At 42.7% G+C, this 16631-nt stretch carries 13 protein-coding genes and 1 rRNA gene; 4 read left to right on the top strand and 10 right to left on the bottom strand.

Translation table 11 applies throughout. The annotated features are described in order from the left end of the window. Positions 1 to 228: 228 nt before the first annotated feature. Genes rodA through purH form a run of 6 tightly spaced genes read right to left on the bottom strand, consistent with a single transcriptional unit; the run spans position 229 to position 7489 of the window. Entirely contained in the window at positions 229 to 1668 is a 1440-nt protein-coding gene (rodA, locus tag MR764_RS19265) for a rod shape-determining protein RodA (protein WP_247981090.1), read from the bottom strand. Then, complete coding sequence (gene mrdA / locus MR764_RS19270) at positions 1652 to 3475, bottom strand: penicillin-binding protein 2 (protein WP_247981091.1); 1824 nt, start codon at positions 3473 to 3475, stop codon at positions 1652 to 1654. The genes rodA and mrdA overlap by 17 nt, the downstream gene beginning before the upstream one ends. 8 nt (positions 3476 to 3483) lie before the next feature. Continuing rightward, complete coding sequence (mreD, locus tag MR764_RS19275) at positions 3484 to 3957, bottom strand: rod shape-determining protein MreD (protein ID WP_247981092.1); 474 nt, start codon at positions 3955 to 3957, stop codon at positions 3484 to 3486. 10 nt (positions 3958 to 3967) lie between these two features. After that, on the bottom strand, positions 3968 to 4804 hold the full coding sequence (mreC, locus tag MR764_RS19280) for a rod shape-determining protein MreC (RefSeq protein WP_247981093.1): 837 nt from the start codon (positions 4802 to 4804) through the stop codon (positions 3968 to 3970). 20 nt (positions 4805 to 4824) lie between these two features. Further along, positions 4825 to 5847, bottom strand: a complete 1023-nt coding sequence (locus MR764_RS19285; protein WP_247981094.1) for a rod shape-determining protein — start codon at positions 5845 to 5847, stop codon at positions 4825 to 4827. A 49-nt stretch (positions 5848 to 5896) separates the two neighbouring features. Then, a complete protein-coding gene (gene purH, locus MR764_RS19290) occupies positions 5897 to 7489 on the bottom strand; it encodes a bifunctional phosphoribosylaminoimidazolecarboxamide formyltransferase/IMP cyclohydrolase (protein WP_247981095.1) in 1593 nt (530 codons plus the stop codon). Between the two features lie 216 nt (positions 7490 to 7705). Between purH and MR764_RS19295 the strand changes: the two genes are divergently transcribed. Beyond that, the gene (locus MR764_RS19295; RefSeq protein WP_247981096.1) at positions 7706 to 8959 is read left to right on the top strand and encodes an ABC transporter permease; all 1254 of its coding nucleotides are present in this window, start codon (positions 7706 to 7708) and stop codon (positions 8957 to 8959) included. On the opposite strand, the gene mgtE is transcribed toward MR764_RS19295, so the two are convergent. Both mgtE and rsmA read right to left on the bottom strand, forming a co-directional pair. After that, positions 8956 to 10314, bottom strand: coding sequence for a magnesium transporter (gene mgtE / locus MR764_RS19300; protein ID WP_247981097.1), 1359 nt, complete (start codon positions 10312 to 10314; stop codon positions 8956 to 8958). The genes MR764_RS19295 and mgtE overlap by 4 nt on opposite strands. Beyond that, positions 10311 to 11084 carry a 16S rRNA (adenine(1518)-N(6)/adenine(1519)-N(6))-dimethyltransferase RsmA gene (gene rsmA / locus MR764_RS19305; protein ID WP_247981098.1) on the bottom strand — a complete coding sequence of 258 codons (774 nt, stop codon included), beginning with the start codon at positions 11082 to 11084 and terminating at the stop codon, positions 10311 to 10313. Before rsmA ends, mgtE begins: the two co-directional genes overlap by 4 nt. Positions 11085 to 11267: 183 nt before the next feature. On the opposite strand from rsmA, the gene MR764_RS19310 reads away from it, so the two are divergent. The 3 genes from MR764_RS19310 to MR764_RS19320 all read left to right on the top strand — a co-directional run bounded on the left by MR764_RS19310 (position 11268) and on the right by MR764_RS19320 (position 14319). Beyond that, on the top strand, positions 11268 to 12281 hold the full coding sequence (locus MR764_RS19310) for a lysylphosphatidylglycerol synthase transmembrane domain-containing protein (protein WP_247981099.1): 1014 nt from the start codon (positions 11268 to 11270) through the stop codon (positions 12279 to 12281). A gap of 39 nt (positions 12282 to 12320) precedes the next feature. Then, positions 12321 to 13574, top strand: coding sequence for an FtsX-like permease family protein (locus MR764_RS19315; RefSeq protein ID WP_247981100.1), 1254 nt, complete (start codon positions 12321 to 12323; stop codon positions 13572 to 13574). A gap of 115 nt (positions 13575 to 13689) precedes the next feature. Beyond that, complete coding sequence (locus MR764_RS19320) at positions 13690 to 14319, top strand: CoA pyrophosphatase (RefSeq protein ID WP_247981101.1); 630 nt, start codon at positions 13690 to 13692, stop codon at positions 14317 to 14319. Here MR764_RS19320 and MR764_RS19325 read toward each other — a convergent pair. Continuing rightward, complete coding sequence (locus MR764_RS19325) at positions 14316 to 16331, bottom strand: putative porin (protein ID WP_247981102.1); 2016 nt, start codon at positions 16329 to 16331, stop codon at positions 14316 to 14318. The two genes, MR764_RS19320 and MR764_RS19325, sit on opposite strands and share 4 nt — an antisense overlap. 177 nt (positions 16332 to 16508) lie before the next feature. Continuing rightward, positions 16509 to 16619: ribosomal RNA gene (rrf, locus tag MR764_RS19330) — 5S ribosomal RNA — on the bottom strand. Positions 16620 to 16631 lie beyond the last annotated feature (12 nt).

Below are 16631 nucleotides of genomic sequence, written 5' to 3' on the forward strand. Positions count from 1 at the left end.
TTTGTTTAATGGGATACCACACCTGAAAGCGTTCGCATACGAACACTCAAAAAAGTATCCACAAAAAGTTTGAAAGAAAGTGGTTCTGCATTTCCCTCAGGATCAAAGTCGAACTACTTCTAATGTCTGTTTATTTGTCTTTATGCCCTAGAATAAAAATCTTACGATTTTTAAAAAGCCTGGTGAAGATAGTAAAAATAAGGGGAATGCCCAAGCTCCAGCAAGACATCAGGTATTTCGACTGTCGCGGAAGTTTTCTAAACGACTTGCATCCAGCCGGATAAAAATAAAAAGAAGAATGGTGAACGACCAAAGCGACGAGCCACCATAACTAAAAAAAGGTAAAGGAATCCCGATCACTGGCATGATACCAATTGTCATCCCGATGTTCACCACAAAGTGGAAAAACAGGATAATGGCTACTGAATAACCATAGATACGGGAGAAAACCGATCGCTGTCGTTCAGCCAACCAAACCAAACGGCTCAGAAAAAACACAAACAGCGCGATTACTACAAACGTTCCGGCAAATCCCCACTCCTCTCCTACTGTACAAAATATGAAGTCGGTACTTTGCTCGGGCACAAAATTGAACTTGGTTTGCGTTCCGTTCAGATAACCTTTTCCCCACATTCCTCCGGAACCAATGGCAATTTTACTTTGATTTACGTGGTATCCTGCACCATATGGATTGGATTCAAGCCCCAATAATTCTTTGATTCGAACCTGATGATGGCTTTCCAGTATATTATTAAATGTATAATCAACCGAAATAGAAAACAGTACTGATCCCAGGAAAAAGAGCGATATGATTGCGTAATTTTTAAACTTCTTTATGAGCGAATATACCAAAGTCACCAACGATCCCAGAATGGATCCAAAAATGATAATATCTCCCAGCTCGTATTTCTTCCCCAGAATTGCATTCAACAGAAAAGACAATAAAATGCCAGTGGCAAAAAACACAAGTATTTTAAAATACTGGGAAAACTTTGGATTCAGGATCAAATAAATAAGGGCCGCAGCTCCCAGCAAAACCAATATTAGTGTGAGTTTTGAAAGGATTAAAGCCAGAATAAACAATGTAGCAACGAGTGTTCCGAGAAACAATACCAAACCTGAGAGTCCTTCCCTGAACAACACCAGAACAAACGAAAAATACACGAGCGCTGATCCGGTGTCGTTTTGCAAAAGGATAAGCGCCGCCGGTGTAAAAATAATCAGCGCCATAATGGCCAGCGATTTAAAGTTCTTTAGTTTAAAATCGAAAGTACTCATATACCGCGCCAGGGCCAGCGCTGTTGCAAATTTGGCAAATTCGGAAGGCTGTAATTTAAATCCGCCGATCTCAAGCCACGACCGGGCGCCGTTTACCTCGTTGGCAATCAACAATACCAGCAGCAGCAGAGAAACCATTACGCCGTAAATGGCATAAGAGAAAAAAACATAAAAGTTGGTTTCTATCGACATGATAATGATGGCTAAGGCCACGCCTGCACCAATCCACAAAAGCTGTTTGCCGTAGCGTTGCGAGATATCAAAAATACTTTGATGATCGGTGTCGTACACCGCAGCATAAATATTAAACCAGCCCATAAAGACCAGCACCAGGTACAACAGCACTGTAATCCAGTCGATGTTCGACCATATGTTATTCCTCTGAATCATCTTCAATTACAATTTTATTGGGATCCAAAAGATTGGCATTTAACATCAATTTTTCCACATATTGCCGGTTTGTTGCAATAGTATCATTTAAATATTTTTCGATAAGCAAACCGGCAATGGGTGCAGCATAACTGGCTCCCCACTTACTGTTTTCAACATAAACAAAAATTGCAATTTCCGGATTATCTTTGGGTGCAAAGGCTTCAAAAGCGCCGTGATCAATCCCGTGGTTATTCTGTATTGTCCCCGTTTTTCCGCAATATTCAAGACCCGGTATCAGATAGGCTCCTTTAACAACCCGACTCATACCTTCAATAATCGGTTCAAAATACTTTGCATCGATTTCTACACCATGCTTTGTTTTGAATGAACTACGAATCGTGTCACCTTCAATAGCTTTTACGATGTGAGGTTCATAATAATAACCTCTGTTGGCAACAATTGCAGCCACATTAGCCATTTGGAGCGGCGTTGCGCCAAGTTCACCCTGCCCGATCGCCAGCGACCGCACCGTAAGTGCATTCCAGTGCCCTTTCCCGTAAATCCGGTTATAATAATCTACAGTAGGAAGATCGCCTTTTAGCGAGTTGGCGAAATCCTCACTGAGAGTTGTGCCCAGGCCAAAATCCAGCAAATAATGCCGCCATTTATTAAATCCTTCTGCCGATGTTTTTGATCTGCCAATAATACTTCTGAAAGTGTTCCACATAAACGGATTACACGAACCGCTGATAGCTCCAACAACATTAATGGTTCCATGATCGTGAGTACATCGAATAGGACTCGATCCTTTCCCGTAACAGGTAAACATTGTATTCGTGGTAATGGCCTGTTCCTGCAAGCCAATCAGGGCATTAATCGTTTTAAAGGTAGATCCGGGCGGATATTTTGCCAATAACGCACGGTTAAACAAGGGCCTTAATAAAGAGTCGGATTCCAGCATACTATAATTTGCACCTCGCACCCTTCCAACCAATAACCCGGGATCGTACACCGGGGCGCTTACCAAAGCTAAAACCTCACCGCTTGAAGGTTCAATGGCAACTACTGCTCCTTTTTTATTTTTAAATAGTTTCTCGGCATACAACTGAAGATCAATATCGAGCGTAGTTGTCAGGTTATTACCAATTTGCGCAGGTATATCTTCGCTGCCTCCGAGATAACTTCCCTGGATACGGTTGTGCACATCCACCAGGTTCTTTTTCACACCTTTAGTGCCCCGAAGTTGCGCCTCATACGTTTTTTCAATTCCACTAACCCCGATATAGTCACCGGATTTGTAATAAGCATCTTTGTTGATATCATTTTGAGTAACCTCTCCCACATACCCTAAAGCGTGAGCTGCTGCCGGTGCAGAATACTCGCGAAGTGTCCTGGTCTGGGTATGAAAGCCCACAAATTTATACAGCTGCTCCTGCAATACTGCATAATTCTCGGGCGATATTTGCTTCACCAGGATGGATGGTTTGTACTTCGAATACTTCTTTGCTTTATCAATTCCTGCCTCCAGGTCTTCGCGGGTAATATCCAGGAGATTACAAAACAAGGTGGTATCAAATGCTTTTACTTCGCGGGGCGTAATCAGTAAATCGTATGCTGTTTTGTTGTATACCAACAGTTCTCCGTTGCGGTCGTATATCAGTCCGCGTGCCGGATATTGCACCACTTCGCGCAACACGTTATTGGTAGCGTATTGTTTATACGTGGAATCGAGTACCTGTAAGCGAAACAGCCGGATAAGAAACACCAGGGCCACAAGTACAAAAACCAGTATTATAATGTAACTTCTTTTTGAATAATCGTTCACGTTCTGCCCTAATCTCTAAAAATGATAAACTGACTTAAAACTATCACAAAAAATGAAAATACAGAACTTAAAATTACACGATATAAAGTGTTTAGAAAATTCGCAAAAGTAAATACTTCGAGATAGAATAAAGCCAGATGATGCAACAGCACCATCAGGATAGCGTAGCCTAAAAACCAGCGCCAACCGGTTTGAGCCAGCCCGGGATATTCATTCATATCCTCTTCGCGATTGGTGATTACCCGGATAATACCCGGTCTTAAATAGGCAATAAACACCGATGCCGCCGAATGCACTCCCAAACTATTGGAAAAAACATCGACACTGATTCCCATCGCAAAGGCAAGCAACATCAGCGCATACTTTGGAATATTTACAGGAAGCAGCATAATGAAGAGCACATAAATGAACGGATTGATGTAACCGCTAAACTGAATCTGATTCAGGAACAACACCTGAACCGCCAGCAGCACTATGAACATGACAAAATATTTAAATCCCATCCTCTCCATTAAATGTTGCCTGTTTTAATTTTTCCAATTCATCCGATTTGATGCCGTCGATTACTTCGACCCAGGTTACCGATTTAAAATCGGTTGAAAGCTCCACATTAATCACGTAGTAATTCTCTCCCGGCGGCTGAGTAAAAGACTCGACCTTTCCGACTAAAATACCTTCGGGAAACACCGAGGAATAACCGCTGGTTACAATGGTATCGCCAACTGCAACATCCACATGAAACGGGATGTCACCGAGTTCAGCATTCTTATAACTTTTTCCGTTCCAAATCAACGACCCGTAATAACCGTTCTTTTTGAGTTTGGCTGAAATACTCCAGCGTGGATTTAAAACCGACAAACCCATGGAATACGATTCGGACACAGAGGTCACAATTCCAACAATACCGGTACTTGAAATAATTCCCTGGTCGGGTTTTACACCGTGCTTTCGCCCACGGTTTAGCGTAATGTAATTCTGCTGACGGTTCACCGAATTGTTGACTACCCTCGCCGGAATATAGCGAAAAGTACTGTCTGAAGATGTCTCCAAACGTACCGAATCCAAAAGACTGCTTTCATACTGATCAATCCGGTTCCGCAGCAGGGCATTCTCTTCCATCAGGTGCTTATTCACCTTCTTTAACCCAAAATACTGAACCACCGAACTATAGGAACTATAGAGCGATGCACTGATTGCATTGGAAGTATTCAGGTACCTGGAACGCTGAAAACTGTTGTAGTTTACGATAAACACCACTGAGATAACTTCTAAAAAAAGGAATAGAAGAAACGGATAGTTTTTTACCAGTAGTCTGAATAAACTTCGCATTTACAGTATTAAGAAGGCTTTTATCGAATCAGGAACGAGAACTTATCTACATTTTTCAAGGCAATACCCGTACCTCTTACCACAGCCCTTAACGGATCTTCAGCAATGTGGAACGGAATTCCAATCTTGTCGGTTAAACGTTTGTCAAGACCTTTTAAAAGCGCCCCGCCACCTGCCAGCCAAATTCCTTTGGAAACAATGTCGGCATACAATTCAGGCGGAGTTTGTTCCAATGCACTTAACACGGCTGTTTCGATTTTCGAAATCGATTTTTCGAGACAGTGTGCAATTTCCTGGTACGAAACCGGTACCTCGATCGGCAAAGCGGTCATCTGGTTTGGGCCCTGTACCACATAATCCTGAGGAGGTTCAGGCAACTGAGAAAGCGCTGATCCCACATGAATTTTGATTTCTTCGGCCGTGCGTTCCCCGATTTTTATATTATGTTGATGACGCATGTACTCCATAATATCGGCAGTAAGGTCATCCCCTGCAATACGTATCGATTTGTTGGTAACGATACCACCAAGCGAAATCACAGCAATTTCGGTTGTACCACCACCGATATCCACCACCATGTTACCTTCCGGAGCCTCCACATCGAGCCCGATCCCGATGGCTGCTGCCAAAGGTTCATAGATCATGTACACTTCGCGTCCGCCGGCATGCTCCGAGGAGTCACGAACCGCGCGAATCTCAACTTCTGTACTTCCGGATGGAATACAAACCACCATTTTCAACGCCGGTGAGAACATCCTCGGTTTTGGGTTAATCATTTTAATCATTCCCCGAATCATCTGTTCCGCCGCGTTAAAATCCGCAATTACACCGTCGCGTAAAGGCCGGATTGTTTTCAGGTTGGCGTGTGTCTTCCCCTGCATCTGCCGCGCCTTTTCACCGATTGCAACCATCTTTTCTGATTTCAGATCGATGGCAACAATTGAGGGCTCATCCACTACAATCTTATCATTATGAATAATAATGGTATTTGCAGTGCCAAGGTCAATGGCAATTTCCTGTGTTAAAAATGAAAATAACCCCATTAATTTGCTGTTTATCTAGTGGTATTGTTTTATAAAGATATAATTAATATTAATGTCTGAAATGTCGTCTTCCTGTAAAAGCCATGGCAATGCCAAATTCGTTACAGGCAGCAATAACTTCTTCGTCCCGGATACTTCCTCCAGGCTCAACAATGTATTTCACACCGTATTCGTTGGCGGCTTCAATGCTGTCGCGGAACGGGAAAAATGCGTCTGAAATCAGTACTGAATTGGTGATATCCAAACCTCCTTTTAATTCGAAGCGTGGCATGGTAAGGTAACGCAAACTATCCAAACGGTTGGGTTGTCCCATACCTGCACCGGTTAACCAGAATCCTCCGTCAGCGTTTTCAGTTACCACCGCAATTGCATTGCTTTTCAGGTGTTTGCAGGCAATGGTTCCGAATTTAGCCAGGTTCATTTTTGATCCTTCAAATTCTTTTTCAGTAACAGTGTTGAATTCCTGATCCAAACCTTCGTCTTCGTCCTGAACCAACATACCTCCGCTAATCGAACGATAAAGCTTCTCGCCCGGCACTGCTTCGCGAATGGGTGTCACCAATACACGCAGGTTCTTTTTCTTACCAAGGACTTCCATGGCCTCTTTTGTATAAGCCGGAGCGATTAAAATCTCCACAAACTTACTCCCAAACCATTCAGCCACTTCCTGTGTAACCGTATCTGTAAAACAGATGATGCTTCCGTAGGCACTGATCGGATCACCTGCCCAGGCAAGTTCCAGTGACTCCATGATACTATTGGTCACAGCCAAACCACATGGATTTAAGTGTTTGATCACAGAGACCGCCACTTTGTTTTCGAGATGCGTTACCGAATGATAGGCATCGCTGGCTGATTTCCAGGCTGCGTCGGCATCTAGCATATTGTTGTATGAAAGCGCTTTTCCTTGCAAAACTTCAGCATCTGCAAGTGTTGCAGAATTACCTCCGTTATTGAATTTAAAGAACGACGCTGCCTGGTGCGGGTTTTCGCCATAACGCAAAACCTGTCCGTCGTTCAGACTCACACGTTCGGTAGCTTCTCCAATTCCTTCGTTGAAATATCCGAAGATGGCTGAATCGTAGTGTGACGAAACGCCAAAGGCACGACTTGCAAACCATTTGCGATCGGTCAGTGAAAACTCTCCGTTTTTCTCTTCCAAAAGATCCAACAGTGGTTGATATTCCTTTTGAGAAGGAACAATTACCACGTCTTTGAAATTTTTGGCAGCGGCACGGATCAACGAAATTCCGCCGATATCTATTTTTTCAATAATGTCTTGTTCTGCGGCACCCGAAGCAACGGTGTCTTCAAACGGATAAAGATCCACAATTACCAGGTCGATTTCCGGAATTTCGAACTCGTTCAACTGGCTCACATCTCCCTGATTATCACGGCGCGACAAAATCCCCCCAAATACTTTCGGATGCAAGGTCTTTACTCTGCCTCCCAAAATGGACGGATAACCGGTAAGACTTTCAACAGAAGTAACCTCAACATTTAACGACTCGATAAAACTTTTCGTACCCCCCGTACTTAAAATCTTAACACCCAAGTCGTTTAGTTTATAAATAATCTTATCTAAATTTTCTTTGTGAAAGACTGAAACCAACGCAGTCTTAATTTTTTTATTATCAGCCATTTATTGGATTTTTCGGATTCGCTCGCAAAGATAAAAAAAACCGTTCATTTACTATTATAACAGTACTTTAAAAATATTATTATGCGTAATTCTTATTTAGAACGTAAAGTGTAATCATTTATTTATTTCGACACTAATATTACAAGTGAAAGGATGAAAGGATTCACCTGTTTTCTGAAAAACATGTGCTATTTTTATCCTGCATAAACCAGATTGATGCTTTTGATTCGCCTTATATATGAGAGTTTATCGTTTGCTTTTAATTCGTTACGGGCAAACAAGCTGCGTACGTTTTTATCGTTACTAGGCATCACCATTGGTATTTTTGCGATTATTTCTGTTTTTACCGTCATCGATTCATTGGAGCGAGGCATCCGGGAATCGCTCGAAGGATTAGGCAGCAATATGATTTACGTAGCGAAATGGCCCTGGACACCTCCCGAAGGCGAAACGGAATACCCGTGGTGGAGGTACATGAACCGCCCGTCTCCTGAACTTGAGGAAACCGAAGAAATTATACGCCGAGCCAACACTATCGAAAATGCGGCTTTTTTATTTGGCTTTTCGCGCACTGTACAAGCCGGAAGCGACAACATGGACAATGTTACCATTATGGCGACCACCCACGCCATGTACGATGTATGGAGTCTGGATGTGGAAAAAGGCCGCTATTTTACCGAATCGGAAATGCGAAACGGAGCCCCGGTTACCGTTATTGGCGCCGACATTGAAAAGGAATTATTCGCCGGGATGAATGCGCTTGGCCGGGATATAAAAATTCAGGGGCACAAATTCAGGATTATCGGAGTATACCGCAGAAAAGGACAGGATGCCTTTGGAAATACGATGGACAAAAACGTTCACATTTCGGTCATGAAGTCGATGAGTATGGTGGATATCCGAAACCGGGATGTAGGACAGACGATTTGTATTAAAGCGAAACCGAATGTCGACAACGAACGCTTTAAAGCCGAAATCGAAGGCATTATGCGAACACTTCGCCGCTTAAAACCTGTGGAAGACAACGATTTTGCCTTAAACGAGGTCAGCCTGATTTCGTCAAGGTTCGATCAGTTTTTCAAAGTATTTAACCTGGCGGGGGCCATCATTGGTGGCTTCTCGATTCTTGTCGGAGGATTCGGAATTGCCAATATCATGTTTGTGTCGGTCAAAGAACGCACTAAAATCATCGGAATTCAAAAATCGTTGGGAGCCAAACGTTATTTTATTTTGCTTGAATTCATTTTTGAAGCAATTGTATTATCGGTAATCGGAGGACTTGTCGGGTTATTGCTGATTTACATCGGAACACTCATTATCTCCTATTCCACCGAATTTGAAATAACGCTTACGATGGTCAACATCATTAAAGGATTAATCATTTCGAGTGTGATCGGATTTCTGGCTGGATTTATGCCGGCGCGTTCTGCCGCGAGACTCGACCCGGTGATCGCAATTAATTCGCTTTAATGAAGGTCAAAAAATAAACCGGCAACTCCCAAATAAATAAACAATCCGAGAATATCGTTCATGGTAGTAATAAACGGCCCGGTTGCAAGTGCAGGGTCGATCTTGAAACGATGCAATATTAAAGGAATGACGGTTCCAAATAAGGAGGCAAATAAAATCACGATAAACAAAGAAATGGAGACTGCATAAGTTAAGTTGATATCTCCGGCGGTAAAGAAATTATAGATGAAAATCAGCACCGAAAAAGCTGTTGCCGTAAGAAAAGCCACCGAGGTATCTTTTAGCAATTTACGCACAGGCGTTTCCAGGTCTTTTACCCCACTCGCTATCGTTTTTACAATAATGGAAGACGACTGAACCCCTACATTACCGGCCATTGCAGCAATTAGAGGAATAAAAAAGGCCAGCTGTGTTACCTTTGAAATTGAATTGCCATGGGTTCGCAAAATCGTGGCACTAACAATTCCTCCGAGTAAACCAACCAGCAGCCAGGGGAAACGGGCGCGAATCAACGGCCACACCTTGTCGCTCGACTCCACGTCGCCGGTAATACCCGAAACCATCTGGTAGTCGCGTTCGGCTTCTTCACGTACAATGTCGATCACGTCGTCCCAGGTAATTCGACCTTTTAAACGTCCAATGTCGTCCACCACCGGGATGGCAACCAGGTCGTACTTATCCATAATTTCGGCTACCTCTTCCTGTCGTGCATCGGTATTTACTTTCTTCACATCAGGATCGTACAGATTGGCTATTTTGGCGTTCGTATGATTTAGGATAAGTTTTTTCAACGACAATACACCTTTCAGTTTATCATCGTCGTCGGTCACATAAATGTAAAATATCTCGTCAACCTCTTCGGCTTGTACACTAATTTCCTTTAAACAGGTGGCAACGTTCCAGTTTTCGTTCACCTTCACCAGCTCCTTGGCCATGATCCCACCGGCAGAGTCTTCGTCGTATTCAAGCAGATCAACAATATCGCCGGCTTGTTCAATGTCTTCAATTTCGTTTAGAACCTCGCGCTGTTGTTCTTCATCCAGATCAGCCACCACGTCGGCAGCATCATCCGAATCCATGAAGTCGATGAACTTACTTACAATAATATCAGAAGGCAACTCCCTCAACAGGCGCTTTCGATCGGCTTCGTCCATCTCTACCAGAACGTCAGAGGCTCTTACTCCATCAAGCAAAAGATAAATAAACTTGGCCTCCTCCATCGTCAGGTCGTCCATCATCTCGGCAATATCAGCCGGGTGAAGATCTTCCAGCAATGCGGCTACTTCTTTCTGATTCTCCTCTTCGATAAAAGCCTTTAGCTGATCTACAAATTCTCTGGTAATTTCGAAGCTCATGCCTTATTCTTTTTCAGGTTCTCAATCTGGCAGGTAAGCGAAATAAAATCGCCTACACTTAATTGTTCCGGGCGTTTTTCGGCAAATTCAGCGGGCAAACTGTCACAAAAATCTTTTAATGAATTTCGTAGCATTTTACGACGCTGATTAAAAGCAGCTTTTACCACTTGCACAAAAAAATCTTCATCGCAGGGAAGCGCCTCCACGTTGTTACGTTTCAACCGAATAACAGCTGACTTGACTTTTGGCGGCGGATTAAATACGCCTTCAGAAACGGTAAACAGGTATTCGATATCGAAAAAAGCCTGTAGCAAAACGCTCAAAATTCCGTAGACTTTCGAGCCATGCGAAGCGGCAATACGTTCTGCAACTTCCTTTTGCACCATTCCTACGGTTTCCGGTATCCGGTTCCGAAGGGCCAGCACGCGAAAAAATATCTGAGAAGAAATGTTGTACGGAAAGTTACCAATCACGTTAAATTTTCCGCTAAACCTGGCGGCAATATCGGCTTTCAGGAAATCTTCAGACCAGATGTGCTGAAGCGTTGGAAAATGTTGTTGAAGATATTCAACCGATTCACGGTCGATTTCGATAACATGAACATTCAGTTCCGAACGTTGCAACAAGTATTGAGTTAAAACGCCCATTCCGGGGCCGATTTCCAGAATATCCGGAACTTCACTCCCCAGGCTGTCAACAATTTTACGGGCAATATTCTGGTCCGTCAAAAAGTGCTGACCAAGTACTTTTTTGGGTTTTACTAAACTCATTACTCTCCGGGTCGTCCATTTCTATTCGTTACTTCTTGTTCTTTTTTACTTCGATTCTCAAACAAATTTCTATTTTTGCTTGCTGCAAACAGCTTATACCAGGCGGTAAATTTGCAAGCCAAAAGTAGTAAAATTTTAAGGAGTACGGGGTATTGCAAACAGAAAGCTTAAAAAATCTGAATTTTGAAAAAGACAATTGTTAAGATTCTCCAGTTTCTGGCCTTCTTCACAGTGGGAGCCTTTATATTCTGGCTCATCTATAAAGATCAGGATATTGAACATATTAAATCGGTACTAAAAAACGACGTTAAATATGGCTGGGTTTGGTTATCGCTTTTTTTAGGATTGCTAAGTCACATCAGCCGAACGCTTCGCTGGGGGATGATGATCGAACCGGTAGGACATAAACCTCGGTTTATCAATACATTTCTGGCCGTTATGGTGGGTTACCTGATGAACATGGCGTTTCCTCGAATGGGTGAAGTATCGCGTTGCGGCGTATTGGCTCGTTACGAAAAAATTTCTTTTACCAAACTAATCGGGACAGTGGTTGCTGAGCGTCTCATTGATGTATTATCGCTGTTGATTTTACTCGGAATTGTGATTGTTTCGCAGTTTGGCAAAATGCTTAATTTTATCGACGCCAATCCCGAAATAAAAGGGAAACTCATGGCTGTCATCGGCTCTCCAGTGCTGATCATTGTTGTAGTCGTGGTGGTTATCCTGTTTATTGTATTCCGCAAAGCATTTAAACATACCGTTATCTTCCGTAAAATCATGGAAATTGTCAGCAACTTTAAGGAAGGCTTTATTTCCATACGTAATATGGAGAATAAAGGCTGGTTCTTTTTTCATTCAGCGTTTATCTGGGGGATGTATTACCTGATGCTTTATGTTATCTTTTTTGCCTTTGAGTTTACATCTGATCTGAACCCGATCGCCGGGCTTACCACCTTTGTTCTGGCAAGTTTCGGAATGGTTGCACCGGTGCAGGGAGGTATTGGCGCCTGGCATTTTATGGCCAAAGAAGCCCTTTCCTTATATGGCGTTGCCAATGAAAACGGAATTATTTTTGCGTTTGTCGCCCACACTTCCATGACGGTTATGATCATTTTAATTGGTATTATTTCGCTGCTGATCCTTCCGTTTATCAACCGGAGAAACGATGTGGTGGAATTACATAATGTACGTACCTGAAAAGGTATTTTGTGCCCATAAAAGTGTAAATTCAGCTTCATGAATACCGAGCTTTTTATTGCCAAACGACTGTTTTCTGACAAAGCAACCCGGAAGCTGCTTTCGCAACGCATTATTCGAATTGCGCTAATCGGTATTGCATTGGGTCTTGCGGTTATGATCGTTTCGGTGGCAGTTGTTACCGGATTCAAAAAAGAAATCCGTGACCGCGTAATTGGCTTTGGCTCCAGCATTCAGATCATTAATTACGATTCCAACAGTTCGTACGAAACCCGTCCGGTTTCTAGCGATCAACCCTTTCTTGAAGCGGTTCGTTCGATTCCGGGAGTGAAATACATTCAGCCTTTTGCCACTAAGCCAGGTATGATGAAAACGAATGAATACCACCAGGGAATCATATTTAAAGGAGTAACCAAGGACTACAACTGGGACTTTTTTGCAAAAAACCTGGTAACCGGACACGTTCCCGCCCTTAACGACAGCAACCGGGTACGCGAAATCATCCTTTCAGAATACCTGTCGAATCTACTGAACATTAAGCTGAACGACCAGGTTGTCGTTTATTTTATCAACGAAAAAGACCCGTTGCCCCGTTTGTTGCAACTCACGGTTTGTGGCATTTACCGCAGTGGTTTTGAAGAATTCGACAAGATTTTCATTTTAGGAGACCTGAAACAGGTACAACGCCTAAACGATTGGCGAAACGACCAGATCAGTGGATTTGAAGTGGCAATCAACAATTTCAATCAAATCGATAACATCGAACAGGAAATCCGCAACAGTGTAATTCAGTTTCGCGATGCTGAGGCCGACATAATGCGCACCGAGAGCATTACCCGGCTGTATCCGCAAATCTTCGACTGGCTGTCGGTTCTCGATATGAACGTCTGGATCATATTGTTGCTGATGGTAATTGTTGCTTCGTTTAATATGGTTTCCGGATTGTTGGTGCTCATCCTGGAACGGGCTTCGATGATTGGGGTATTAAAAGCGATGGGAAGCGCCAACTGGAGCATCCGCAAAGTATTTATTTACCTTTCCGTTTTTCTGACCGGACGTGGCATGTTGTGGGGAAATGCGATTGGAATAACCATTGTTCTGGCACAGGGGTTTTTCCACCTCATAAAACTAGATCCCACGGCCTATTATGTCGATTATGTTCCGATGAATTTTTCGGTTCTTCACCTATTGCTCCTGAATTTGGGAACCATTACCGTTACCTCGCTTATCCTGATTATTCCGAGTTGGCTGATCAGCCGTATTTCGCCCGACAAAACCATTCGTTTCGATTAAGCCTCGGTATACTTACAATCACTCCCCAACCTTTCACATAAATATTGGGCAATAGAAATTCTACACCTGCGTTTATTGAATTCCGAAGTAAAGCTGATTTGATTATTTTTGCTCCATGATCGTCCTTAAAGACCATATAAAAGCTGCACTGCACCATAAACTTCCGGGACTGGGGTCGCATTACAAGTTGCTTCCGGCCAACCGTACGCTAAAGGCTGCTCCGGAGGATAAAAGCAGGATAAAGTACAGCAGTGTTTTATTGTTACTTTTTGAGGAGGAAAAACGGTTGAACGTTTTGCTGATTAAACGCCCCCGGCACATGAAACACCATGCCGGACAAATTGCACTCCCGGGAGGTAGAATAGAAGAAGGCGAAACAGCTGTAGAAACGGCTCTGCGCGAAACCTGGGAAGAGATAGGGGTAAAAAAGGAAGCCATTGAAATTTTGGGAGAATTATCAGAGTTCTACGTTGAAGTAAGTCGTTTTCAGATAAAGCCGATTGTTGGCTGGCTGCACGAGATCCCTTCATGCAGGCTCTGTAACGAAGAAGTGGAAAAGATCATTCACTTTCCAATTGAGCTTTTCAAACCTCCTTTTCAACACCTCGAGCTTGCAACTTCAACCGGAGACATAGATGTCCCCTGTGTCATCTTTAAAAATGAAGTTATTTGGGGAGCCACTGCTATGATTCTTTCTGAATTTTCGGATGTACTGGAAACCATCACGCACAAAAAAGAGCTTTAGTCGTAAAATGCCCACGAAACGCCCAACCTGAACGTAGATTGATTCATCGGGTAATGCGGCACAGTCATGTACTCGCCATCCAGAAACCGCGTTCCAATGTTCATCCATTTAAAAAATACGCGTGTGCGTTTTAAGCGAAGACTTGCATACACATCGATATAAGGATAGTCTCCGTATTGTTTCTCATTCTGCAGGTAAAACAATCCGGTTGACGGAGCATAAGCATCTGCATAATATTTGGTATTGTAACGCACATCTGTTCCGATTTGCGTAAACATAACCTTGGAAATCGTAAATTGATAATAGGCCGAAATAAAGGCTGACCAATCGGGTAAGTGAATATATCTTTCTTCCGACACTTTTTGCCAGAGCACGCGTGTGCGAAAATGCAGTTTCCGAAAGTTGAAATCTTTATCGACGTAAGCCGATAAAACCAATATTTCGTTACTCGTTTGATCCGGGATACCCAGTGTATCGTTGAAAATGTAATTATTGATTACCGCATATTTTGCTCCGAGTTCCAGTTTTCTGCGGGGCATTTTAAATGTACCTCCTGCAGTTAGGCGTTGCTCCGTTTTCAGGTTCTGATCCCAGCGGAAATGATTGGAATAAAATTTTTCCTGAAAATAATCGGGTTTCAGATTTTCTATAGCTCCTGAAAAACTAATGGAAGCAAGAGAATCTCCCAGAAAATGCATAGGTTTATAAATAATACCTCTCAATTCAGTTTGCCCTGCATTTCGTCCGGTCAGATAAATTTTCCCTTCAGCATTCCACTTCCAGAATTTCCCGGTCTCTCTAAAAATTCCTCCGCCAACAAATGTATTTGAATATTTTATATCGGTTTTGTACACCATACTATCGGCAACCTGAACTCCCAACAGATGTTCCGGATACGGGAACTGCGAGCTTTTACTTACATAATCGTATTCTCCAGGCATCGATCCCCGGTTTAATTCAACGCCTAAAAACGCCCGTTTCCCAAAACTGTATTTTTTGTTGGTATTCTCGTATTGTTTTAATTGAAAGATATTGGAAACGCGGTTATATCGAATCGAATCTGTTGTATAACTCTCGGGATAATAGGTAGTCGGGAAAAATTTATTTTTATCATCCTCCTTGTCAGTAAAATCCTGCCGGTTAAAATTCAATTCAACATTATACAGCATTCCAAATATCGGGCGGAATTGTTCCTCACCGTCTTCTCCTGTTTCAATAAACTTTCCAAAACGATATTCTCCGTCTGCAAAGAAATAACTACTGGCAAAATGCGACTGTGTTGAATTAAGATTGACATTCCAGTATTCAGCGCCTTGTTCATCCAAAAGCAACGAATCCGATATTAAGCCTCCGTTCTCGTTATTATTCAGCGAATTTGTTATAAAACCGCCATGTATGAATAAATTATCTTTTGTGTAGCTCGTATATAGCGTAACGGAATTATTTTTTGCCTCCTGAGCAATGTATTGTCCGTCAGACTTGGCTAAATCAACTCTAAATGTAAAATTCCACCAAGGTTTTATGTTTTGTGAATGAATTACATTAAACCTTGTCTCGTTATTTTTTGATTTGTTCTCGCTCTGGGTATAATCCAAGCGCGTATAAGGCGTATGGGTGTTGATGTATTTCAATTTCGCTGGCGATAAAATATAAGCATCGCGTGTTCGTGCAAAAAAGAAATTTGTGTTGTACTTGCGGTTAAAGAAGTTATTGTCCAATGCCGGAGTTCCGTAATTACCCACATAAGAAGCCGTAATAACATTGTTTTTGTAAACCGGATGAAAAATATGGATATAATCCTGCAACGTATCTAATTGGGTAGAATCGATAAACGCACCATAGCCACTCAAATACCATAAACCTATTTCAGGTTTAATTGTATCCGGCTTTCCCGCATTTGCCTCTACTTCTCCTCTGTTGGATTGCAAATCTAAATCGCGTTGCGGATACGCGTTTAATGCAGTAAACAGAAAACCAGATATAATAAATAAAACAGTAAGTATCCTTTGCATATAACTTTGCGTTAACAGCACAAAACTAAAAAAAGCATTGAAGCCCGTGGCATTGGGCAGGCACTTTTTACAATTATTAACCCGGGCTTTTGAGTTTTGGGTGGGTTCTCTTTTGCTTCGGCCTGGGTTTATTGCATAAAAAAGGCCCTGACTCCTTTCGGAACCAGGGCCTGATAAAGTTGGCAGCGACCTACTCTCCCACTGTTACGCAGTACCATCGGCGCTGGCGGGCTTAACTTCTCTGTTCGGAATGGGAAGAGGTGGTGCCCCGCCGCTGTAGCCACCTAAAATCTTTCGTTC

Source organism: Maribellus sp. YY47 (assembly GCF_023111095.1).
Classification (GTDB): Bacteria; Bacteroidota; Bacteroidia; order Bacteroidales; family Prolixibacteraceae; genus Draconibacterium.

What these genes read in the sequence shown, in the direction of transcription:
- rodA (WP_247981090.1), bottom strand. Translation starts at nt 1,668, where the DNA reads ATGATTCAGAGGAATAACATATGGTCGAACATCGACTGGATTACAGTG.
- mreD (WP_247981092.1), bottom strand. Translation starts at nt 3,957, where the DNA reads ATGTTCATAGTGCTGCTGGCGGTTCAGGTGTTGTTCCTGAATCAGATT.
- mreC (WP_247981093.1), bottom strand. Translation starts at nt 4,804, where the DNA reads ATGCGAAGTTTATTCAGACTACTGGTAAAAAACTATCCGTTTCTTCTA.
- MR764_RS19285 (WP_247981094.1), bottom strand. Translation starts at nt 5,847, where the DNA reads ATGGGGTTATTTTCATTTTTAACACAGGAAATTGCCATTGACCTTGGC.
- purH (WP_247981095.1), bottom strand. Translation starts at nt 7,489, where the DNA reads ATGGCTGATAATAAAAAAATTAAGACTGCGTTGGTTTCAGTCTTTCAC.
- MR764_RS19295 (WP_247981096.1), top strand. Translation starts at nt 7,706, where the DNA reads ATGCTTTTGATTCGCCTTATATATGAGAGTTTATCGTTTGCTTTTAAT.
- mgtE (WP_247981097.1), bottom strand. Translation starts at nt 10,314, where the DNA reads ATGAGCTTCGAAATTACCAGAGAATTTGTAGATCAGCTAAAGGCTTTT.
- rsmA (WP_247981098.1), bottom strand. Translation starts at nt 11,084, where the DNA reads ATGAGTTTAGTAAAACCCAAAAAAGTACTTGGTCAGCACTTTTTGACG.
- MR764_RS19315 (WP_247981100.1), top strand. Translation starts at nt 12,321, where the DNA reads ATGAATACCGAGCTTTTTATTGCCAAACGACTGTTTTCTGACAAAGCA.
- MR764_RS19320 (WP_247981101.1), top strand. Translation starts at nt 13,690, where the DNA reads ATGATCGTCCTTAAAGACCATATAAAAGCTGCACTGCACCATAAACTT.
- MR764_RS19325 (WP_247981102.1), bottom strand. Translation starts at nt 16,331, where the DNA reads ATGCAAAGGATACTTACTGTTTTATTTATTATATCTGGTTTTCTGTTT.